This is a genomic window from Streptococcus chosunensis, assembly GCF_003626515.1.
GTDB lineage: Bacteria > Bacillota > Bacilli > Lactobacillales > Streptococcaceae > Streptococcus > Streptococcus chosunensis.
Genome location: NZ_RBCK01000001.1, coordinates 319254 through 342244 on the forward strand (window position 1 = coordinate 319254; position 22991 = coordinate 342244).

Below are 22991 nucleotides of genomic sequence, written 5' to 3' on the forward strand. Positions count from 1 at the left end.
ATAAGACAGAAAAAATCAAAGTTCGAATCACCAGTAAAATAGTGGTTTGAACTTTGAATTTTCTTAGTGTCTGATGGATTTTTAAGGCTTTTTTATGGTATAATAAAACGATATAACTCGTTATTGAACAGAAGAGGAGAGACATGAGTGATTTGAAAGCAATTCAGGCACGTAGTCTGGAAATGGCTGAATATTTTGTGGCCTTTTGTAAAGAACATGATTTGCTTTGTTATCTTTGTGGTGGAGGTGCTATTGGTGCCCTTCGAAACAAGGGTTTTATTCCTTGGGATGATGATCTAGATTTTTTTATGCCCCGTAAAGATTATGAGAAATTAGCAGAATTATGGCCTCGTTATGCAGATGAGCGTTATTTCTTGTCGAAGAGTAACAAGTATTTTGTCGACCGCAATCTTTTTATTACCATTCGTGATAAGGAAACGACCTGTATCAAACCTTATCAGCAGGATTTGGATTTGCCACATGGTTTGGCCTTAGATGTGTTACCTTTGGATTATTTTTACAAATATCAGCTTTTTCCCCTAATAAAAAATAGAATAAGTTGGAAATCTTCATTACACTATAAGCATGTATATGAGGAGGTGCTAAGATGAGTAGAAATTTTTTTGAAAAATTAAGATTAATTTCTATAAAAGATATTATCTCACTTTTTTTTATTTTTCCAATAGCATATTTTCTTTCGCTATTTTATAGAAACAGAAATAAAAACTTAATTCTAATATGTGAAAGTGAAAAAGAAGCTAGGGATAATGGTTATTGGCTTTTTAAGTATATTAGAGAAAAACACCCAGAAGAGAATGTGATTTACGTCATTGATCTAAAATCTCCGGATGCAAATAAAGTTACAAAATTAGGAGAATGTATTCAGTATTGGTCTTTTAAACACTGGGTTTATTATCTTAGCGCGGGAGTAAATGTAAGTACACAGAAAGCAGGAAATCCAAATGCAGCTGTTTTTAATCTTATGGAAGTATATTTAGGGTTAAAAACAAATAAGGTATTTTTGCAACACGGAATAACAGTTTCGGATGCCAAATGGTTATATTATGAAAATACAAAAATGCGTGGCTTTATATGCGGGGCAGAGCGAGAGTATAATGTAATAGAAGAAAAATTCGGGTATCCAAAAGGGTATGTACAATATTTGGGATTTCCAAGATTTGATAATCTTCATCGTAATATTGTAAATAATAACCAAATTCTTGTTATGCCTACTTGGAGAGAATGGTTAAATTTAAATACTAAAGCTAGAAATAATTTTAATGAAGGAAGTATTTTTACCGAAACTGAATACTTTAAAAAATGGAATGAGTTTTTAGTAAATGATGACTTAAATAACTTTTTAGAAAAAAATAACCTAACTTTAATTTTTTATCCGCATAGAAACATGCAAAAAAATTTACAAGATTTTCAAACTTCTTCAGATAATATTATATTGGCTGATTGGAAAAAATATGATATACAAGAACTATTAAAAGAGTCTGCTTTTTTAATTACAGATTACTCAAGTGTATTTATGGATTTTTGTTATATGAGAAAACCAGTATTATTTTATCAATTTGATTATAAAAAATTTAGGGAAGGCCAGTACGAAGAAGGATATTATGACTATAAAGATGGATTTGGAAACTCTATAGATACCCTAGATGAATTGATAACAGAGATAAAAAATCAATTTAAAAATAATTGGATTTTAGAAGATAAATATAAAGGAAAAATTGATAAGTTTTTTAGAATATATGATGATCAGAATTCTAAGAGAGTATATTCGTTTATAAAAGAAATAATAGGAAAAAAATAATGAAATTAACTATAGGTGTACCAGTATACAACGGTGAAAAATATATATCACGTTGCATAGATTCTATCGCAAAAGAGTATGAGGCAGTGAAAGATAAAATAGAATTAGAACTGCTAATTGTAAATGATGGATCAAAGGATAGTAGTGAAACAATATTAAAGGGGTATAGTGAAAAATTATCCTATCTAAAAGTTTTATCTCAAGAAAATGGGGGATTGGCCCATGTTAGAAGAGTAACTTTAGAGGAGGCAAGTGGAGATTATCTATGGTTTGTTGATATAGATGATGAGATAGAAGAAGGTGCACTAAAATTTATAGCTAATCAAAAATTAGAAGAAATAAATATTTTTGATTATAGGGTAGGATACGAGAATAGTGAGTTGGACTATATAAGTATGGGAATAGAAGGACATACTATACTAAATCCGAATAAAGAAAGAAGACTTTTTACCCTACCAAATGCTGTATGGCATTATATATATGATTTAGAATTTTTAAGAAAAACTAAATTAACATTTAAAAGTGGCTATTTATATGAAGATTTCGAGTTCATGGCAAGACTTTGGCCTAATGTAAATAAAGCAAAATATTTTAATTTTAGTATATATAAATACTATTTAACTGAAGGTTCTATTATGCGTGGCGGAACAGCTATTAATAAAATAAGAGATATAGAAGTAATGTTAAACAGTGTAGAAGAATATTATGCAGAAAATTATCCAGGGGAATATAAAGAAGAGTTAGAATACTATAACTGGTACCATATTTTGTATGGTGGATACGCTAATATTTTAAGAATTGATGAAAAGTCTCCCTTATTAAAAGATTACCTTGAAAAAGTAAATAAAAAATATCCTAATTGGATAAAAAATAAATATTTAAATAGTCAACCTTTAAAGAGAAAACTACTGATGTATTTAATAAAATATAATCAAAAAAGTATAGTGAAAAAACTATTGAAATAGGTGAAATATGAGTAAAAAGAAAATTTTATTTATAACGTGGTCTTTTAGTTTGGGTGGTGGTGCTGAAAAAATTTTGGAAAACATTTCCAATGGGTTAAGTGATGAGTATGATATTGATGTTTTAGAGATAAATCATCACGGTATTGGAGAAGGTAACAATAGAAAAGTCAATGTATTAAAACCTATATTCAAAAACCTAGAAAATGCCAGTATTTTTAATAAAATTAAGTGGAAGTTTTTCTTGTTCTTTCCCAAATTATTTAGATATCCAGTGACAAGAAAAAAATATGATTATGAAATAGCCTTTAATTATTTATATCCGGTTTATTTACTAAACAATGATGCTAAAACAATATCTTGGAATCATGGAACAATCTATAATCTAAAAAATCATAAATTTTCTAGAATTAGACAAGGGAAAAAATTAAAATATGTTAACAAAATAATAAGTATATCAGAAAAAACATCAGAGTCTATCAAAGAAATTTATCCTGAATACGATAAAAAAATAGAACTAGTATATAATGGATACGATTTTCAAAATATTCACACTAAATCTCTTGAAGATGTAAATATTAAATTTGAAGAGGATAGTCTCATTTACTTAGGACGTATAGAGGAATCCAAAGGGATCAAGAGATTGTTAGAAGTTGTCAAGAATGTGGTTGAGAAAATACCTGATAAAAAATTATATTTATTAGGGAAAGGTAATTTAGAGGAATATGTTACTAGATTCATAATTGATAATAATTTAGAAAATAATGTAGTTATGTTAGGCTATGTTGAAAATCCTTATCCATATATAAATAAAGCATCTTATGTAGTTTTATTATCAGAAGCAGAAGGATTCCCTACAGTTTTGGTGGAAGCGTTAGCGTTAGGAAAGGGATTTATTAGTACTCCCGTAGGAGGGACGAATGAATTATATAATAATCAAAAATGTGGATTTGTTTCTGATGATAATGAAGAAATTTCTAACTATCTTATAGAAGAGCTTAGTAAAAAGAAGGAAGATAGATTCATTAAATCGGAAGTATGTAAGAAGTATGTTGACAAATATTCCTTAGATAAACAGATTGCTAGTATCAAAAAAATAATTAATGAATTATAGGTGAATAAATTATGAATAAAATAATAATTCCTATGAGTTATATGGGAAGTGGATCCTCAGCAGTGACAGATTTATTAAGAGAATATGAAGGAATAAACACGAAAAATTCAGACTTTGAATATGTATTTTTATATGCACCTGATGGATTATTTGATTTAGAGTATAAATTGCTATATAATAACAATGCTATTAGGAGTGATGAAGCTATAAAGAGTTTTAGAAAACTCATGAAAGAATTGTATATTTATGGTGGTTGGGGGATTGCTAATTATAAAGAAAAAATTTCCCAAAACTTCATAAAGATAGTGGATAGTTATTTAAATTCTATAATAACTAGTAAATATCATGGGATTTGGTATTATCATCAAAAGCCTACAAAAGTAGACTGGATTATAAGAGTTATAAAGAGAGTTATATTTAAAAAAACTGCAAAATTAAAACAAGTACAATTAGAAATGAGTCTGGTATCTTCGGATGACTTTTATGAAAAAAGTAGAAAGTTTATTGTTGATGTTATAAAACAAATATCCGATACAGAAGAGAATATAGTACTAGACCAACTTATACTACCTCATAATCTTAATTTAATAGATAATTATAAAATTGAAGGATTACTTCCAATAATTGTTTCAAGAGATCCAAGAGATGTATTTGTTTTGAATAAGTATTTTTGGAAGCCAAGGAATCAAGAGGTACCTTATCCAACAGATGTTAAGGAATTTTGTAATTATTACAAGATGATGAGAGAAAATGAGAAAAAAACAAATACTTCAGTATTAAGACTAAAATTTGAAGATTTAGTTTTGAATTACGAGAAAACAAAACAAGATATAGAAAATTTCATAGGCATAGAATCTATCCATCATAAAGCAAAGTTTAAGTATTTCAATCCAAATATATCTGTGAATAATTTACAAGTTTACAATAGAGATATTGATTATCTACCAGAAGTAGAGATTATAGAGTCAGAACTATTCGAATACTTATATAATTTTAAGAATGAGATTATTTCTAATGGGGATGTATTTTAGGTTAGAAAACATAGGAATGAGGTGAGTATTTGATAATAGAATGGAAAAAGTTGTATTATATAATTACGCTATTTAGCTATACTGTGACTATTTTTTTAGGAATTTCATATATATATAATGATTCAATTGTAACTTTATTGTTAACTTTAGTTATGCTTATTGTTAGTAGTACTTTATATTGTTTTAACAATATAAAGTACTATATAATCCATCTTATTTTTTACATTACAATATTTCTTTTTTTGGTTTCTAGACCAACAATAGATTATTTCAAACATGGGCTAATAAATACCTATCAGGAAGATGCCTATAGATTTTCCTTTTTAGCGGTTATTATTTCTATTATCGGACTAAATATAGGAGGTTTATTAGTTTCTAAAAAGGAAAAAAATAAAAAACAAGTTGATGAAATCAAAAAATCTAGTTCTTTCATAAATAGTATAAGGAAGGTATCTCTAGTAGTATTTTTTATTTCATATCCTTTTTATTTAGTTAGGTTAGTAGAAAGATTAATGTATAGAATAAATGTATCATATTATGAATACTATGCAGAATTCAAAAGTGAGCTACCTTATTTTACTTATACATTATCAACGTTTGTAGTTTATGCTATGTGTATATATTTAGCTACTAAACCAAGCAAACGTAATTCTACAATAGTGTTAGGTCTGTTTGTTACGGCTAATGTAATAAACCTTTTAATCGGAACAAGAAATCCATTTGTACTTAGTTTGATATTTTCATTTATTTATTATTTTATGAGAAATCAGACAGAAAAAGGAGTATGGATAGGTGTAAAAGAAAAAGTAGTGCTTTATATAGGTACACCAATCATGATGCTTGTTATGGGATTTTTGAATTATGCCCGTGATGGAGAAGGTATTGGAAATATGAGTCTTTCTGAACTTTTGATAGATTTTATCTATAAACAAGGGACAAGTTTTGGTGTTTTAGCTAGAGGTTACTTATATGGAAGTAATTTACCTATACGAGAGTTTAGAAATTACACCTTTAGTCCTATAATTGAGTATATAACTAGGGGAAATTTAGGAATTTTATTTGGTGGAACTCCATTCGTTAGTGCTAATAATAGTATAGAGTTAGCTCTTGAAAGTGATAGATATGCTCATAATATTTCGTATATTGTTTTGGGACAGGATTATTTAGCAGGCCATGGTATTGGTGGAAGTTATGTAATGGAAATGTATACTGATTATGGCATGATTGGATTATTTTTGTTAAGTATCATAATGGGAATTAGTTTTATATTTATGATGAAATCATCATATAAACCGGGGATTTTATTGTTTAGTATTACATTATTGATTTTAAATAATTTATTTTTTATGCCAAGAGGTAGCTTTACAGAGAGTTTCTACAATTTGGTTACATTACAATTTTGGGGAATAGTCATAGTTATCTTTTTTTTAGCCGGTCTAATAAAAAGAAGAGTAAAATACGTAGTTGATTATAAAGGAGATGTATAATGTTTGATAATTATTCGATTGCAGATTTATTTGCTAATATTTATAAAAAAAAGGTATTAAATTTAGTTTCATTAATAGTTCTATTTCTTTGCCTAGCAATTCCATATTCATATAAAGTTCTTACAACTAAGTCTGTTATTAGAGATGTTAGCAATTTTTCTAGTTATCTTTCTTATAAAATTATAGCACCATCAGAAGAAACAATAATACCTAATAGTAATACAGTCGGAGGATATAGTGATTTCTACGGACGTTTAATTCAATCCAACTTAAATGGGGCTTATTTGTTTAATGACCAGTCGGAATCAGATATGAAAAAAATAGCTGCAGAACTGATGACAACTGAGGTTACACTTAAAAACTCAAATTTTGATTTTTGGAACAAAAAAATAGAAGTAAATTCCTTATTAAATAATAAAGGGATTACAGTAAAAATACTAACACCAAGTAAATTGGCGAATGATATTATTGAACAAAAATTGGATTATTTAGTTGATAAATATAAACAAGCATACTCGGGCGTAACAATTGAAAAGTTGGAGACAGTCTATTCAAAAGAACTTGAGAAAAATGAAAGTGAAGCTGGCGTAAGTAAAAGTACTTTATTTCTTCGTTTGATTATACTTGGAATCGGATCTGTGTTATTGGTAATATTTGGTAACATAGCAGTGTATATTTTTAATCCAACCATTAATAGAGCAGGGGATTATGAAAAATATGGTGTAGATTTTGTTGTAAAAATAGATAATATAGATAATTTTAGAAATGTGATACAATATAAAAATGGACATAAAAATTTATTACTATTAGCCACGAACAAAAAAGTAATTGATAAGTTTTCCAAAAAGTATGCTAAAGTCCTGCCCCCAAATATTGTTATTGGAAACATAAATGACATTAAATCAATTCTAAATTCGGATAACATTTTATTTGTGGAAGAATACGGTATAACTAGATATAAAAACTTTGAAGAAAATCTTCAAGTTATCAAAAATTTAAATAAAAACGTAATAGGTGTCGCAACATTTAGACTGTAGATTATTTCTAAATTTCTTTTATAAATTTTTGTCAGATCTTATATTGTACATTAGACTAAGTTCTACCATTTGTTTCTCATGGAAGTCAGTAAAATGACAGTGGTTTGTATGGATTGCTGAAACGATGTTGAGAATGAACTTTTATAAGATTTTTGTTGCATAGGGATTCTCCTGTTTAGTAATATGTTTTTTTCGGAATAGTTTCCGTATTCAGGATCTTTGTCAACTGTAGGGGGGAAGAAAAGCTAAGATTAGAAAGGACGAAATTCGTTCTTTCTTTTTTGATATTCGGATCGATGAAAATCCTTATTTTGAAGTTTTCAAAGTTCAGAAAATCAAATGAATTTCGTTTGAAAAGTTTGATGAGATTATTAGTCGCTTCCAATTTGGCGTTGGAATAGGGGACCTGAAGTGAATTGACAATCTTCTCTTTAGCTTTGAGAAATGTTTTAAAGATAGTCTGAAAAATTGGATGAGCTTTCTTTAGATTGTCCTCAATGAGTCCGAAAAATTTGTTAGGCTCTTTATTCTGAAAGTGGAAAAGCAAGAGCTGAAAGAGAGCATAGTGGTGCTTCAAGCCTTCTGAATAGCTCAAAGGCTTGTCTAAAATTCTTTATTCGTTAAGTGTATGCGAAAAGTAGGGCGATAAAAACGTTTATCGCTGAGTTTACGACTATCCTGTTGAATGAGTTTCCAGTAGCGCTTGATAGCCTTGTATTCATGGGATTTTCGATGAAACTGATTCATGATTTGGACACGCACATGACTCATGGCACCGCTAAGATGTTGTACAATGTGAAAGAAGTCCAACACGATTTTAGCGTCTGGGAGTGAAATAGTCTGGGAGACTGTTTCAGCCTGAGCCTAGAAATTCGAAAGAGAATCTGTTTAGCCAAGTTATAGTAGGAACTAAACATATCCATAGTAATGATTTTCACCTGACAACGAACGGCTCTATCGTATCGAAAAAAGCGACTTCGGATGACTGCTTGTGTTCTACCTTCAAGAACAGCGATGATAGTGACCTTTTCAAAATCTTGCGCAATGAAGCTCATCTTTCCCTTAGTAAAAGTGTACTCATCCCAAGACATAGTCTGTGGAAGACGAGAAAAATCATACTTAAAACGGAAGTCATTGAGCTTGCGAATGACAGTTGAAGTTGAAATGCCAAGCTGATGAGCAATATCGGTCATAGAAGTTTTTTAATCAGCTTCTGAGCAATTTTTTGGTTGATGACACGAGGGATTTGATGATTTTTCTTTACTAGAGGAGTCTCAGCGACCATCATTTTTGAGAAACGATAGCACTTGAAACGACGCTTTTTAAGGAGAATTCTAGTAGGCATACCAGTTGTTTCGAGGTAAGGGATCTTAGACGGTTTTTGAAAATCATATTTCTTCATTTGACTTCCACAATCAGGACAAGAAGGAGCCTCATAATCCAGTTTAGCGATGATTTCTTTGTATGTATCCCTATTAACAACATCTGCAAATTGGATATTAGGGGCTTTAATATCGAGTAGTTTTGTAATAAAATGTAATTGTTCCATAGGATTCTTTCTAATGAGTTGTTTGATTGCTTTTCATTATAGGTCATATGGGACTTTTTTTCTGTAACAAAATAGGCTCCATAATATCCATAGTGGATTTACTCACTATAAATTCTTTAATTCTCTATTTTCAGTGTAATTGTTTGAATTTTGACAATTTAAGGAAACTGTTCTTTTGAGATTTTTTACATCTTTATATGCTATAATTGTAGTTAGAACTTCTAAGAAAGGAACTATTATTTTTTATGAAAAGTATTAAACTAAATGCTTTAGCATATCTAGGGATAAGAATACTAAATATTATATTCCCTCTTTTAACAGGTACACATGTAGCGCGTGTATTAGATAAAACATACTATGGTTATTTCAATTCTGTTGACACTATACTCTCGTTTTTCTTACCTTTTGCTACATACGGAGTATATTCATATGGTCTAAGAGGTATCAGTAACGTAAAAGATAATAAAAATGAGGTAAATAAAGTATTCTCTCAATTATTCTATCTTTGTATAACTTGTACTAGTTTATGTATTGTAATCTATATATTTGCTTATCCTTTGTTTTTTGAAAATAATCCTGTACTGAAAAAGGTTTATTTAGTAATGGGGATTCAATTAATTGCACAAATGTTTTCCATAGAATGGGTTAATGAAGCATTGGAAAACTATGATTTTCTTTTTTATAAAACAGCTTTGATTAGAACTCTCATGTTATTTTCTATATTTATATTTGTTAAAGAAGAAAAGGATATTATACCTTATACATTGATAATGAGTTTATCTACTCTTATAAATTATTTAATTAGTTATTTTTGGATAAAAAGAGATATCAAATTAGTTAGGATAGATATTAAAGATTTTAAGCCTCTGTTTTTGCCACTTACTGCTATGCTTGTTTTCTCAAGTGCAAATATGTTATTTACTTTCCTTGATAGATTATTCTTAGTAAAAATAGGCGAAGAGTTATATGTGACATACTATACAATGGCTCAAAGAATTGTTGGGGTTATAGCTGGCTTAATTACTGGAGTTGTAAGTGTAAGTGTTCCTAGACTGAATTATTATTTAGGAAAAGGTGATAAAACTTCTTATTACAATTTAGTAAACAGAGGAAGCCGTATGTTTATGTTTTTTATTATACCTATAAGCCTTGGATTAACTGTGTTAGGTACTGAAACAATACTGATATACGGGAGTGAAAAATATGTTGAAGGAGGTATGTTAACTTCACTATTCGCTTTCAGGACAATTTTCTTATCTTTAGATATTATTTTAGGAACTCAAATTATATTTGCTCATGGCTATGAAAAACAACTAACGATTTTCACTCTATTATCGGGTATTATAAACATTCTATTGGATAGTATTTTATTTATGAATAATATTTCAAAACCAGAATTTTACCTGATAACTACAATGATTTCTGAAATTATTTTATTAATAATCTATTCAAGATTTATTATTAAAAAACAATTAATTTCATTAAAAAATATATTCTACTACACTATACGATATTTTATGTATAGTCTTACATTTATACCAATTTATTTTATAGTTAATATTGTTAATCCTACAGAAATGATCATAACTTCCAAATTAATTATAAATATAGTTATGACTATAATTCTATCAATAACAAGCTATACAGTTTTATTATATGTAACCAATGATGCAATCTTACAAGAAGTTTTTGAGCATCTTAAACGAATCAAAAGGAAAATTTTTAAATTTGGGAGAAAAGAATGAAAAAAATAACAGTAGATGAAGCGAAAAACATAGAATTGGAAATTTTATCTTATATAGATATTTTTTGTAAAAAAAATGGCATAGAATATTTTCTTAATTACGGAACACTTATAGGAGCTGTTAGGCACAAAGGTTTTATACCGTGGGATGATGATATTGATATTAGCATGACGCGTGAGAATTATAATAAGTTCATAAACCTATTTGAAAATGATAGTTCAAAATATAAGCTACTCTCATTAGAAACGCAAAAAGAATATTATAATAATTTTATAAAGATAGTTGATACATCCACTGTTATTGATAACACAAGAGTATATACAACTTATCCCTCAGGTGTGTTTATTGATATATTCCCTATGGATACCTTTAATGACAAAAAAATCATGAAATTATTTTATAGATTGGATAGTTTAAAATTACTAGCATCAAGTAAGAGAAAGAATATTATTTATAAAGATAGTCAACTTAAAGATTTAATTAGACAAATTATTTGGTTCATATTACTGCCAATACCACCAAAAGTTTTTGCAATTATTATGGAAAAACTGACGAAAAAACACTATAATCCAAATGGTAAATTTATAGCTTTCCTTTCTTCAAAATTGGGAGAAAAAGAAGTATTTGAAAGAAAAATTTTTGAAGAAATAATAACTTTAGATTTTGAACATCTTAGACTACCGGCTCCCAAAAATTATGATTTTATTTTAACTCAATATTATGGTGATTATATGCAGTTGCCTCCGGAGGAAGAAAGAGGTTTTGGTCATGAGTTTGATGTCTATTTAATTGAAAACAAGAAACAATCGTAATTAGAAATTTGAACTCAAATCAGTATTACTCCCTTAAAGATGTAATCTAATATCTAAGGAAAAATCATTAGAAAGAAAGTGTGATTTGCAGATGAATTTGAAACAAAAAAAAATAATCTTATTTATCTTTGTATTTTTCGCTATTGCAATAAGCCAATTACAGTTTGTGCAAGCAAATTTAATCTCAACTGGTTCAGGAAATCGTGTACATTTTATCAATACAAAAGGAGCAACAGGGAGTGATGCTATTATTTTAGAAAGTAATGGTCACTATGCTTTGATTGATATGGGAGAGGACTACGATTTTCCAGATGGTAGTAATCCACGATATCCAAGTCGTTTTGGTATTAGTACAAACAATGGGTATGTATTAGAAGATAGACTGTTCAGACATATGAAACAGGTAGGTATTAAAAAACTTGATTTTATTCTAGGAACCCATGTCCATAGTGATCACATTGGTTCTGCAGATGAAGTTCTTAAACGTTTTCCTGTTGATAGATTTTATCTAAAACGATACACTGATGAACGTATTACAACAAAATGGAGATTGTGGGACAATCTTTATAATTACGATAATGCTGTAAAGACTGCTACTGAACGTGGTGTGAAATTAATACAAGATATCTCAGATAAAGATAGTCATTTTACTTTAGGTGATATGGATATTCAGCTGTATAACTATAAAAATGAGTATGATAGCAATGGAAATCTAAAAAGGGTATTTGATGACAATTCAAACTCAATTGTAGCAGTTGTAACAGTTGCAGGTAAAAGAATCTATCTTGGTGGAGACTTGGATAATGCTGAGGGTGCAGAAGATAAGTTAGGTCCTGTAATTGGTAAGGTGGATATGATGAAATGGAATCATCACTATGATGCTAAAATTTCTAATACTATTCCATTCTTAGAATACTTATCACCGAAGATGGTTGTACATACTTCGGCTGCAGATGCAAACCTTTCTACAACTAGAGATTATCTTAAAAGAAAAAATATTCAGGTTGTTCATGCATCTAGTCAGACAAAAGATGCAACAGTCTTTACAATTGGAGAAAAAGGATTTACGGATATTTCTGAAAGTCTACCAAATATACCTACAGTGAATGAAAAATGGTATAAAGAAGATGGATACTGGAAGTATCGTTTATCTGATACACAAATGGCTATTGGATGGAAGAGAATTGTTGGAGATTATTATTTCTTTAACGGGAAAGGACAAATGCAAGCTAGTAAATGGCTTCATTTGAATGACTCTCGAGAAAAGCTTGATGGGAACTGGTACTATTTAAACAGTAGTGGTAAGATGCAAGAAGCCGGTTGGTTTAAGAAAGACGGTTTTTGGTACTATATTACCTCTACAGGGGCTCGGAAATATAATGAATTAGTGGAAATTTCTGGACAAAAATATTTATTTGATAAAGAAGGAAAAATGTTAACAGGATTGCACGAGTTTAACGGCAAAAAAATGTTCTTTGCTACTAGTGGTGCCCTTCAATCTAATGGAAAACCTTCTAGTTGGAAAAAAGCGTCAGGAAATTGGTATTATTACGATGAGAATGGAATCCCCTCGCTTGGTAAAAAGAATATCAATGGAAGCACATACTACTTTAACCAAGAAGGTGTGATGCAGACTGGCTGGGTTTCTGTCAATGGACAATGGAACTATTATGCAGCATCTGGAGCCATGCAAACTGGCTGGATTAAAGATAAAGAAATATGGTATTATTTAGACAAAGATGGTATCATGTTAACCGGAAATCAAGAAATTAGTGGAATTCGTTACTACCTGAATACAAGTGGAGCGATGCAAACTGGCTGGAAATTGATGGATAAGAACTGGTATTACTATTCTAGTTCTGGTGCAATGAAGATTGGCTGGGTTAAGGATAATGGGAAATGGTACTATTTGGATAAAGAAGGTATCATGCAGACTGGTGCCCATACGATTAGTGGATTGCGTTATTTTTTGAGTACAAGTGGAGCCATGCAGACTGGTTGGCAGAAACTTGAGGAGAACTGGTATTTTTATTCTGATTCAGGAATTGGTCAAACAGGTTGGCTAAAAGATCATGATAAGTGGTATTATCTTGAAGCTAAGGAAGGCACTATGTTGGTTGGCCTCAATCAAGTAGATGGCAAGCAATATTACTTTAGTGCGTCTGGAGCCATGCAGACTGGCTGGAAATGGTTTGATAATCATTACCGTTACTTTGAATCAAATGGAGCCATGAAAACTGGTTGGATAAAAGACAAAGGCGTCTGGTATTATCTAAATCCTGATGATGGCATTATGTTGGTTGGCCTCAATCAAGTAGATGGCAAGCAATATTACTTTAGTGCATCTGGAGCCATGCAGACTGGCTGGAGATGGTTTGATAATCATTACCGTTACTTTGAATCAAATGGAGCTATGAAAACTGGTTGGATAAAAGACAAAGGCGTCTGGTATTATCTAAATCCTGAAGATGGCATCATGTTGGTTGGTCTTCAAAAAGTCAATGGTGATCAATATTACTTTGATTCAACAGGAGCGATGCAAACTGGCTGGAAACAGGTTGATGGTAATTGGTACTATTTCCAAGCAGATGGTTCCTTATTGAAAAATTCTACCACACCTGATGGTTATAAAGTTAATGAAGAAGGTGTATGGAAACAAGTAGTTACTGCTGATAAGAAGCCAAATCATTCTATAAACAAACAGGAAACGTCTACTTTGACTGATAAATCAGAAAATATGAATAAGGAAGATAAACAAGAAAAACAAAAAGAGGACTCAATTGTAGATCCAAGTATTTCCAACAAGAAAGAAAAGGAATAATGAAAAAATCCCTTGCTAGTAGAATAGTCTATTAGCAGGGGATTCTTTAGATTTTTATAAGATTCGTAATCTTTCTTACCGAGATAGTAGCCGAGACGTGGAATACTGATGTTGATAGTTCCACTCAAGACACTGGCAATCAACATAACGATGCTGGAAGCAATGGTGTAATAAGAAATGTAGTTTTCATCAATAGTTTGTTCGTACTGTTTTTGAGCTTGTTTAGCTAGGTATAAAATCTTCTTATAGCCACAATTCTGTCTTCTTTTAGGGCAACCGTTACAGATAAAGGGAGCTTTGTCGAGTAGAGGACAAGGAAGGTTATCGTATGTAGACTCTCGGACTGTCTGTTTCGTTTGACTTCTTTGGAAACAGTAGTTTTGTCTTTTAGAATGGATTGTCAGGTAGCTTTGAAGGTTTCCCCGCGCTCTAAGCCTAATTGGATATCGTTACGGTCTGAAAGGGTAAGATGTTTATATTTTGTCATAGTGAGCCTTATTTCTAACTCAAACGTCTCACACTGAATTCCACCATAAAAATCCGTTTTAGACTAATTTCCACTTCGGTCAGGCAAGTGGAAGATACTTTGAGAAGTTACCCTAGGGAAAATCTATCCCGACAGAGGAGCCTTCTTTTGATAAAATCGTAAAAATCTAGTATAATAGATAGAACTGAAAGTATGAGGTTACTAGCAATGAAAATGAAACAAATCAGTGATACAACTTTAAAAATCACGATGTCTTTAGAGGATTTGATGGATCGAGGCATGGAGATTGCTGACTTTCTCGTTCCTCAAGAAAAAACAGAAGAGTTCTTTTATGCTATCTTGGATGAGTTAGAGATGCCTGAGAGCTTTTTGGATACAGGCATGTTGAGCTTCCGTGTGACTCCAAAACCTGATAAGGTTGATGTTTTTGTAACCAAATCAAAGATTGACCAAAATCTAGATTTTGAAGACTTATCGGATTTGCCAGACATGGAAGAATTGGCTCAAATGTCGCCAGATGAATTTATCAAAACCTTGGAAAAAAGCATCGCAGACAAAACTAAGGATGATATCGAAGCGATTCAATCTTTAGAGCAAGTCGAAGCCAAGGAAGAAGAGCAGGAACAGGCTGAACAAGAAGCTGAGAGCAAGAAAGAGCCTTACATCTACTACATCCTTTCTTTTGCAAAGTTGGCTGACTTGGTGGCTTTTGCCAAGACAGTGACTTTTGATATGGAAACTTCTGAACTCTACAAGATGAATGAGCGCTATTATTTGACTATTTTAGTGGATATTGAAAATCGTCCAAGTCCATATCCAGCTTGGCTGTTGGCTCGTATGCGCGAGTTTGCAGATGATAGTGACATCAGTCGCTCAGTCTTGCAAGAGTATGGTCAAGTCTTGATGAATCATGATGCAGTGCTCAATCTGCAAAAGATTGGATAATCCTTTCTGGAAAGTTATTTCTAGATTTTAAGAAGAACGAATCGTCTGATTCGTTTTTTCGTTTTTAGACTGAAATAGTGATTTACTATAATAGGAATTTCCACAAAATTCTGTTATAATGGCTATATTAGAAAATTTCGAGGAGACAATCATGACAGTTAAAATTGCTTTACTAGGATTTGGTACCGTTGCAAGTGGTGTGCCTTTCCTCCTAAAGGAAAATGGAGAAAAAATCAATCAATCAGCACATTCAGAGATTGAAGTTGCCAAAGTATTGGTTAAGGACGAAGAAGAAAAGAACCGCTTGCTTGCAGCAGGTAATGACTTTAACTTTGTAACCAATGTGGATGACATTTTGTCAGATCAAGACATTACCATCGTAGTGGAATTGATGGGTCGTATCGAACCTGCTAAAACCTTTATCACTCGTGCCTTGGAAGCTGGGAAACACGTTGTCACTGCCAATAAGGACCTTTTGGCTGTCCATGGTGCAGAATTGTTAGAAATCGCTAAAGCTAATAAGGTAGCACTTTATTACGAAGCAGCAGTAGCTGGTGGTATTCCAATTCTTCGTACTTTAGCAAATTCATTAGCTTCTGATAAAATCACGCGCGTGCTTGGAGTAGTCAACGGAACTTCTAACTTCATGATGACCAAGATGGTGGAAGAAGGCTGGTCTTATGATGATGCTCTTGCGGAAGCGCAGAGACTTGGTTTTGCAGAAAGCGACCCGACAAATGACGTAGATGGGATTGATGCAGCCTACAAGATGGTTATTTTGAGCCAATTTGCCTTTGGCATGAAGGTTGCATTTGACGATGTAGCCCACAAGGGGATCCGCAATATCACACCAGAAGATGTGGCTGTAGCCCAAGACCTTGGTTATGTAGTGAAATTGGTTGGTTCTATCGAGGAAACTCCTTCAGGTATTGCTGCAGAAGTAACACCAACCTTCCTTCCTAAAGCGCACCCACTTGCTAGTGTGAATGGGGTAATGAACGCCGTCTTTGTAGAGTCTATCGGTATCGGTGAGTCTATGTACTACGGACCAGGTGCTGGTCAAAAACCAACTGCAACAAGTGTTGTGGCGGATATTGTCCGTATTGTTCGTCGCTTGAATGATGGAACCATTGGCAAAGACTTCAATGAATACAGTCGTGACTTGGTCTTGGCTAATCCAGAGGATGTCAAAGCTAATTACTACTTCTCAATCTTGGCTCCAGACTCAAAAGGTCAGGTCTTGAAACTTGCTGAAATCTTCAATGCCCAAGATATTTCCTTCAAGCAAATTCTTCAAGATGGCAAAGAGGGTGACAAGGCGCGTGTTGTGATCATCACACACAAGATTAATAAAGCCCAGCTTGAAAATGTCTCAGCTGAATTGAAGAAGGTTTCAGAATTTGACCTCTTGAATACCTTCAAAGTGCTAGGAGAATAAGATGAAGATTATTGTACCTGCAACCAGTGCCAATATCGGGCCAGGTTTTGACTCGGTCGGTGTAGCTGTAACCAAGTATCTTCAAATAGAGGTCTGTGAAGAACGAGATGAGTGGCTGATTGAACACCAGATTGGCAAATGGATTCCACATGACGAGCGCAATCTCTTGCTCAAAATCGCTTTGCAAATTGTACCAGACCTGCAACCAAAACGTTTGAAAATGACCAGTGATGTTCCCTTGGCGCGTGGTTTGGGTTCTTCTAGCTCGGTTATCGTTGCTGGGATTGAACTAGCCAATCAATTGGGGCAACTCAACTTGTCAGACCATGAAAAATTGCAGTTAGCGACTAAGATTGAAGGCCATCCTGACAATGTGGCTCCAGCCATTTATGGTAATCTCGTTATTGCAAGCTCTGTTGATGGACAAGTTTCAGCTATTGTAGCAGACTTCCCAGAGTGTGATTTCCTAGCCTACATTCCAAACTATGAATTGCGTACTAGAGACAGCCGTGGTGTCTTGCCTAAGAAATTGTCTTACAAGGAAGCTGTTGCGGCTAGTTCTATCGCCAATGTGGCGGTTGCAGCCTTGTTGGCAGGAGACATGGTGACCGCTGGGCAAGCAATCGAGGGCGACCTCTTCCACGAGCGCTATCGTCAGGACTTGGTGAGAGAATTTGCGACGATTAAGCAAGTAGCCAAAGAGAATGGTGCCTATGCAACCTATCTCTCTGGTGCTGGACCGACAGTTATGGTCTTAGCTTCTCATGACAAGATGCCAACGATTAAGGCAGAATTGGAAAAGCAACCTTTCAAAGGAAAACTTCATGACTTGAAAGTTGATACCCAAGGTGTCCGTGTCGAAGCAAAATAAAGAATAGATGATAGGATGGGGAAACTCTTGACTAGAGGGCTTCCTATCCTTTTTTGAAAAGAAGTCTAGTTAAAAACTTGATAAAGGAGAAATAAAGATGGCAGAAATTTATCTAGCAGGTGGTTGTTTTTGGGGCCTAGAGGAATATTTTTCACGCATTTCTGGAGTACTAGCAACCAGTGTTGGCTACGCTAATGGTCAAGTCGAAACGACCAATTACCAGTTGCTCAAGGAAACAGACCATGCAGAAACGGTTCAAGTGATTTATGATGAGAAGGCAGTGTCACTCAGAGAGATTTTGCTTTATTATTTCCGTGTCATCGACCCTTTATCTATCAATCAACAAGGGAATGACCGTGGTCGCCAATATCGAACTGGGATCTATTATCAGGATGAATCAGACCTACCTGCTATCTACACAGTGGTGCAGGAGCAGGAGCGCATGCTGGGTCGAAAGATTGCAGTAGAGGTGGAGAAACTTCGCCACTACATTCTGGCTGAAGATTACCACCAAGACTATCTTAAGAAGAATCCTTCAGGTTACTGTCATATCGATGTGACCGATGCTGATAAGCCATTGATTGACGCAGCAAATTATGAAAAGCCTAGTCAAGAGGTATTAAAGGGCAGTTTATCTGAAGAATCCTATCGTGTTACCCAAGAAGCTGCTACAGAGGCTCCATTTACCAATGCCTATGACCAAACCTTTGAAGAAGGGATTTATGTAGATATTACGACAGGTGAGCCCCTCTTTTTTGCCAAGGATAAGTTTGCCTCAGGATGTGGTTGGCCAAGTTTTAGCCGTCCGATTTCCAAGGAATTGATTCATTATTACAAGGATCTCAGCCATGGAATGGAGAGAATTGAGGTTCGTTCTCGGTCGGGAAATGCTCACTTGGGTCATGTTTTCACAGATGGGCCTCGGGAGTTAGGTGGCCTCCGTTACTGTATCAATTCTGCTTCCTTGCGCTTTGTGGCCAAGGATGAGATGGAAGAGGAAGGATATGGCTATCTACTACCTTACTTAAACAAATAAATCAGAGAGGGTGGGTACTTCCCACTTTCTTCATTTCTAGAATACGAATAGAAGGGATTTATGAAACACCTATTATCTTACTTCAAACCTTACATCAAGGAATCAATTTTAGCACCCTTGTTCAAGCTACTTGAAGCTGTGTTTGAGCTCTTAGTTCCTATGGTGATTGCTGGGATTGTTGACCAATCATTGCCCCAGAGGGATCAAGGTCATCTCTGGATGCAGATTGGCCTGCTCCTTATCTTTGCAGTGATTGGCGTTGTAGTGGCCTTGATAGCTCAGTTTTACTCAGCCAAGGCAGCGGTAGGATTTGCCAAAGAACTGACAGACGACCTCTATCGTCATATTCTTTCATTGCCTAAGGACAGCAGAGACCGTTTGACAACTTCGAGCTTGGTGACTCGCTTGACTTCGGACACCTACCAGATTCAGACTGGTATCAATCAATTCCTGCGTCTCTTTTTGCGAGCACCAATTATCGTTTTTGGAGCTATCTTTATGGCCTATCGAATCTCAACTGAGTTGACTCTCTGGTTTTTAGTCATGGTTGTCATTTTGACCATTATCATTGTAGGCCTCTCTCGACTGGTCAATCCTCTCTACAGCAGTTTCAGAATGAAAACGGACCAATTGGTTCAAGAAACGCGCCAGCAATTACAAGGGATGCGAGTTATTCGTGCTTTTGGGCAAGAAAAACGAGAGTTACAGATTTTTCAAATCCTTAACCAAGTCTATGCTAGATTACAAGAGAAAACTGGTTTCTGGTCTAGTTTATTAACACCTTTGACCTATCTGATTGTCAATGGAACTCTTCTCGTTATCATCTGGCAAGGCTATATTTCTATACAAGGAGGCTTACTCAGTCAAGGTGCTCTTATTGCCCTCATCAACTATCTCCTACAGATTTTGGTGGAATTGGTCAAGCTAGCTATGCTGATAAATTCCCTAAACCAGTCCTATATCTCTGCTAAGCGAATCGAGGAAGTCTTTGCTGAAGCTCCAGAAAATATCCATTTAGAATTAGAACAAAAGCAAACTACTAGTAATCAGGTTTTACAAGTTCAAGGACTGACCTTTACCTATCCTGATGCGGCCCAGCCTTCTCTGAGAGATATTTCCTTTGACCTGACTCAAGGGAAAATCCTTGGTATTATTGGGGGAACGGGTTCTGGTAAATCAAGCTTGGTACAACTCATCCTTGGACTTTATCCAGCAGATAAGGGAAGCATTGACCTTTATCGAGATGGATCTAGTCCTCGTAATTTGGAGGAGTGGCGGTCTTGGATTGCCTATGTGCCCCAAAAGGTTGAACTCTTTAAGGGAACTATTCGTTCCAACTTGACTCTAGGTTTAGATCAAGAAGTAACTGACCGAGAACTATGGCAGGCCTTGGAAATTGCACAAGCCAAGGATTTTGTTAGTGAAAAGGAAGGGCTCTTAGATACCCTAGTTGAGGCAGGAGGACGAAATTTCTCAGGTGGACAAAAACAAAGGTTGTCGATCGCTCGAGCAGTCTTGCGCCAAGCTCCATTTCTCATCCTAGATGATGCGACCTCGGCCCTCGACACCATTACTGAGTCCAAGCTCTTGAAAGCTATCCGAGAAAACTTACCAAATACAAGCTTAATCTTGATTTCTCAACGAACCTCGACTTTACAGATGGCTGACCAGATTCTCCTCTTGGAAAAAGGTGAGCTTCTAGCTATCGGCAAGCATGAGGACTTGATGAAGTCCAGTCAAGTCTATCGTGAAATCAACGCATCCCAACATGGAAAGGAGGACTAGCATGAGACGACAAACTGCAAACCAGACGTTCATACGTTTGGCCAAAGATTTAGCAAGCCATCCTTTCCTCCTTTTCTTAGCCTTTCTAGGAACTATTGCTCAGGTTGGTTTATCAATCTACCTACCTATCTTGATTGGGCAGGTCATCGACCAAGTCCTAGTGACTGGTTCATCATCAGTTTTTTGGCACATTTTCATTCAGATGATTTTGGTGGTCATAGGAAATACTCTCGTTCAATGGGTCAATCCTCTCCTCTATAATCGCCTAATCTTCTCTTATACTAGAAACTTGCGAGAGCGAATCATCCATAAGCTCCATCGTTTACCGATTTCTTTTGTAGATCGGCAAGGCAGTGGAGAAATGGTCAGTCGTGTAACCACGGATATAGAACAGTTAGCAGTTGGCTTGACCATGATTTTTAACCAATTTTTCATTGGCGTCTTGATGATTTTGGTTAGTATTCTAGCCATGCTCCAAATTCATCTCCTCATGACCCTCTTAGTCTTGCTGTTGACGCCACTATCTATGGTAATCTCACGCTTTATTGCTAAACGCTCCTATCATCTATTTCAGAAGCAAACAGAGACGAGGGGAATTCAGACCCAGTTGATTGAAGAATCGCTTAGCCAACAGACGATTATCCAGTCTTTTAATGCTCAAACAGAGTTTATCCAAAGGCTGCGTGAGGCTAATGACAACTACTCAAGCTACTCTCAGTCAGCCATCTTTTATTCTTCAACGGTCAATCCTTCGACTCGCTTTGTTAATGCGCTCATTTATGCTCTTCTAGCTGGATTAGGAGCTTATCGTATCATGATGGGGTCTACCTTGACCATCGGGCGTTTAGTGACCTTTTTGAACTATGTCCAACAGTACACCAAACCCTTTAACGATATTTCTTCAGTTTTAGCCGAATTGCAAAGTGCCTTGGCATGTGCAGAGCGTGTTTATGCTGTCTTAGAAAGTCCTGAAGTGGTTGAAACAGGTAAGGAAGTCTTGACCAGTGACCAGGTTAAGGGAGCAATTTCCTTTAAACAGGTCTCTTTTGGTTACAATCCTGAAAAGATTTTGATTAAGGATTTATCTATTGACATCCCAGCTGGTAGCAAGGTGGCTATTGTTGGCCCGACAGGTGCCGGAAAATCAACGCTTATCAATCTTCTTATGCGTTTTTATCCCATTAATTCAGGAGATATCTTGCTGGACGGGAAATCCATTTATGATTATAGTCGTGCCTCTCTTCGACAGCAGTTTGGCATGGTGCTCCAAGAAACTTGGCTCAATCAAGGGACCATTCATGACAATATTGCCTTTGGCAATCCTGAAGCCAGTCGGGAGCAGGTGATTGCTGCAGCCAAAGCAGCCAATGCCGACTTTTTCATCCAACAGTTGCCCCAAGGATATGATACCAAGCTTGAAAATGCTGGAGAATCTCTCTCTGTCGGTCAAGCTCAACTTTTGACCATTGCGCGTGTCTTTCTGGCTATTCCAAAGATTCTTATATTAGACGAGGCGACTTCTTCTATCGATACACGGACAGAAGTATTGGTTCAGGATGCCTTTGCTAAGCTCATGAAGGGGCGCACAAGCTTTATCATCGCCCACCGCTTGTCAACCATTCAGGATGCAGATTTAATCCTTGTCTTGGTGAATGGTGATATCGTTGAGTATGGTAATCATCAAGAACTCATGGCTCGAAAGGGCAAGTATTACCAAATGCAGCAAGCTGCAGCTTTTAGCTCTGAATAATGCTTTATATTTTAAAATCTCATGGACAAAAAAAGTTGCCTTTGGGTGACTTTTTTGTTACAATAGCTAGAAAAATTGTTCACTGTAATACTCCATGAAAATCAAAGAGCAAACTAGGAAGCTAGCCGTAGGTTGCTCAAAGCACTGCTTTGAGGCTGTAGATAAGACTGACGAAGTCAGCTCAAAATACTGCTTTGAGATTGTAGATAGAACTGACGAAGTCAGTAATCATATATCTACTCCAAGGTGAAGCTGACGTGGTTTGAAGAGAAGTATAAATTGTCTTTTAGAAAAGGAGCCTA

At 34.5% G+C, this 22991-nt stretch carries 15 protein-coding genes and 3 pseudogenes; 16 read left to right on the top strand and 2 right to left on the bottom strand.

Annotated features, from left to right (window positions below; all coding sequences use genetic code 11):
• Window positions 1–143 precede the first annotated feature (143 nt).
• From D7D54_RS01535 to tarQ, 7 genes and pseudogenes are all read left to right on the top strand, one after another.
• Window positions 144–524, top strand: a pseudogene (locus D7D54_RS01535) (LicD family protein); the annotation flags it as partial.
• 83 nt (window positions 525–607) lie between these two features.
• On the top strand, window positions 608–1819 hold the full coding sequence (locus D7D54_RS01540; protein WP_120718665.1) for a CDP-glycerol glycerophosphotransferase family protein: 1212 nt from the start codon (window positions 608–610) through the stop codon (window positions 1817–1819).
• Window positions 1819–2784: a glycosyltransferase gene (locus D7D54_RS01545; protein WP_120718666.1), complete on the top strand. Its 966-nt coding sequence runs from the start codon at window positions 1819–1821 to the stop codon at window positions 2782–2784. The genes D7D54_RS01540 and D7D54_RS01545 overlap by 1 nt, the downstream gene beginning before the upstream one ends.
• A gap of 7 nt (window positions 2785–2791) precedes the next feature.
• On the top strand, window positions 2792–3895 hold the full coding sequence (locus tag D7D54_RS01550; RefSeq protein WP_120718667.1) for a glycosyltransferase: 1104 nt from the start codon (window positions 2792–2794) through the stop codon (window positions 3893–3895).
• An 11-nt stretch (window positions 3896–3906) separates the two neighbouring features.
• Window positions 3907–4926, top strand: a complete 1020-nt coding sequence (locus D7D54_RS01555) for a hypothetical protein (RefSeq protein WP_120718668.1) — start codon at window positions 3907–3909, stop codon at window positions 4924–4926.
• A 32-nt stretch (window positions 4927–4958) separates the two neighbouring features.
• Complete coding sequence (locus D7D54_RS01560) at window positions 4959–6413, top strand: O-antigen polysaccharide polymerase Wzy family protein (protein WP_162496596.1); 1455 nt, start codon at window positions 4959–4961, stop codon at window positions 6411–6413.
• Window positions 6413–7450 carry a teichoic acid biosynthesis protein TarQ gene (gene tarQ, locus D7D54_RS01565; protein WP_120718670.1) on the top strand — a complete coding sequence of 346 codons (1038 nt, stop codon included), beginning with the start codon at window positions 6413–6415 and terminating at the stop codon, window positions 7448–7450. The genes D7D54_RS01560 and tarQ overlap by 1 nt, the downstream gene beginning before the upstream one ends.
• A 253-nt stretch (window positions 7451–7703) precedes the next feature.
• On the opposite strand, the pseudogene D7D54_RS01570 reads toward tarQ, so the two are convergent.
• A pseudogene (locus D7D54_RS01570) lies at window positions 7704–8999 on the bottom strand (transposase); the annotation flags it as partial.
• 245 nt (window positions 9000–9244) lie between these two features.
• On the opposite strand from D7D54_RS01570, the gene D7D54_RS01575 reads away from it, so the two are divergent.
• The 3 genes from D7D54_RS01575 to D7D54_RS01585 all read left to right on the top strand — a co-directional run bounded on the left by D7D54_RS01575 (window position 9245) and on the right by D7D54_RS01585 (window position 14377).
• Window positions 9245–10744 carry an oligosaccharide flippase family protein gene (locus D7D54_RS01575; protein ID WP_042750985.1) on the top strand — a complete coding sequence of 500 codons (1500 nt, stop codon included), beginning with the start codon at window positions 9245–9247 and terminating at the stop codon, window positions 10742–10744.
• Window positions 10741–11556, top strand: coding sequence for a LicD family protein (locus D7D54_RS01580; RefSeq protein ID WP_120718671.1), 816 nt, complete (start codon window positions 10741–10743; stop codon window positions 11554–11556). The genes D7D54_RS01575 and D7D54_RS01580 overlap by 4 nt, the downstream gene beginning before the upstream one ends.
• A gap of 91 nt (window positions 11557–11647) precedes the next feature.
• A complete protein-coding gene (locus tag D7D54_RS01585) occupies window positions 11648–14377 on the top strand; it encodes an MBL fold metallo-hydrolase (protein WP_120718672.1) in 2730 nt (909 codons plus the stop codon).
• Window positions 14378–14559: 182 nt separating this feature from the next.
• On the opposite strand, the pseudogene D7D54_RS01595 reads toward D7D54_RS01585, so the two are convergent.
• Window positions 14560–14864: pseudogene (locus tag D7D54_RS01595) on the bottom strand (helix-turn-helix domain-containing protein); the annotation flags it as partial.
• Between the two features lie 207 nt (window positions 14865–15071).
• Between D7D54_RS01595 and mecA the strand changes: the two are divergent.
• The 6 genes from mecA (at window position 15072) to D7D54_RS01625 (ending at window position 22689) form a co-directional block, all read left to right on the top strand.
• Window positions 15072–15809, top strand: a complete 738-nt coding sequence (mecA, locus tag D7D54_RS01600; protein ID WP_120718673.1) for an adaptor protein MecA — start codon at window positions 15072–15074, stop codon at window positions 15807–15809.
• Window positions 15810–15960: 151 nt separating this feature from the next.
• Entirely contained in the window at window positions 15961–17247 is a 1287-nt protein-coding gene (locus D7D54_RS01605) for a homoserine dehydrogenase (protein WP_120718674.1), read from the top strand.
• 1 nt (window position 17248) lies between these two features.
• Window positions 17249–18118, top strand: coding sequence for a homoserine kinase (gene thrB, locus D7D54_RS01610; protein WP_120718675.1), 870 nt, complete (start codon window positions 17249–17251; stop codon window positions 18116–18118).
• 97 nt (window positions 18119–18215) lie between these two features.
• Window positions 18216–19154, top strand: a complete 939-nt coding sequence (msrB, locus tag D7D54_RS01615) for a peptide-methionine (R)-S-oxide reductase MsrB (protein WP_120718676.1) — start codon at window positions 18216–18218, stop codon at window positions 19152–19154.
• 60 nt (window positions 19155–19214) lie between these two features.
• Window positions 19215–20939 carry an ABC transporter ATP-binding protein gene (locus D7D54_RS01620; protein ID WP_020901494.1) on the top strand — a complete coding sequence of 575 codons (1725 nt, stop codon included), beginning with the start codon at window positions 19215–19217 and terminating at the stop codon, window positions 20937–20939.
• 1 nt (window position 20940) lies between these two features.
• Window positions 20941–22689, top strand: coding sequence for an ABC transporter ATP-binding protein (locus D7D54_RS01625; protein ID WP_120718677.1), 1749 nt, complete (start codon window positions 20941–20943; stop codon window positions 22687–22689).
• Window positions 22690–22991 lie beyond the last annotated feature (302 nt).

Bases quoted from the DNA above. Each gene is read 5' to 3' on its own strand.
- D7D54_RS01540 (WP_120718665.1), top strand. From the start codon at position 608: ATGAGTAGAAATTTTTTTGAAAAATTAAGATTAATTTCTATAAAAGAT.
- D7D54_RS01545 (WP_120718666.1), top strand. From the start codon at position 1,819: ATGAAATTAACTATAGGTGTACCAGTATACAACGGTGAAAAATATATA.
- D7D54_RS01550 (WP_120718667.1), top strand. From the start codon at position 2,792: ATGAGTAAAAAGAAAATTTTATTTATAACGTGGTCTTTTAGTTTGGGT.
- D7D54_RS01555 (WP_120718668.1), top strand. From the start codon at position 3,907: ATGAATAAAATAATAATTCCTATGAGTTATATGGGAAGTGGATCCTCA.
- tarQ (WP_120718670.1), top strand. From the start codon at position 6,413: ATGTTTGATAATTATTCGATTGCAGATTTATTTGCTAATATTTATAAA.
- D7D54_RS01575 (WP_042750985.1), top strand. From the start codon at position 9,245: ATGAAAAGTATTAAACTAAATGCTTTAGCATATCTAGGGATAAGAATA.
- D7D54_RS01580 (WP_120718671.1), top strand. From the start codon at position 10,741: ATGAAAAAAATAACAGTAGATGAAGCGAAAAACATAGAATTGGAAATT.
- D7D54_RS01585 (WP_120718672.1), top strand. From the start codon at position 11,648: ATGAATTTGAAACAAAAAAAAATAATCTTATTTATCTTTGTATTTTTC.
- mecA (WP_120718673.1), top strand. From the start codon at position 15,072: ATGAAAATGAAACAAATCAGTGATACAACTTTAAAAATCACGATGTCT.
- D7D54_RS01605 (WP_120718674.1), top strand. From the start codon at position 15,961: ATGACAGTTAAAATTGCTTTACTAGGATTTGGTACCGTTGCAAGTGGT.
- thrB (WP_120718675.1), top strand. From the start codon at position 17,249: ATGAAGATTATTGTACCTGCAACCAGTGCCAATATCGGGCCAGGTTTT.
- msrB (WP_120718676.1), top strand. From the start codon at position 18,216: ATGGCAGAAATTTATCTAGCAGGTGGTTGTTTTTGGGGCCTAGAGGAA.
- D7D54_RS01620 (WP_020901494.1), top strand. From the start codon at position 19,215: ATGAAACACCTATTATCTTACTTCAAACCTTACATCAAGGAATCAATT.
- D7D54_RS01625 (WP_120718677.1), top strand. From the start codon at position 20,941: ATGAGACGACAAACTGCAAACCAGACGTTCATACGTTTGGCCAAAGAT.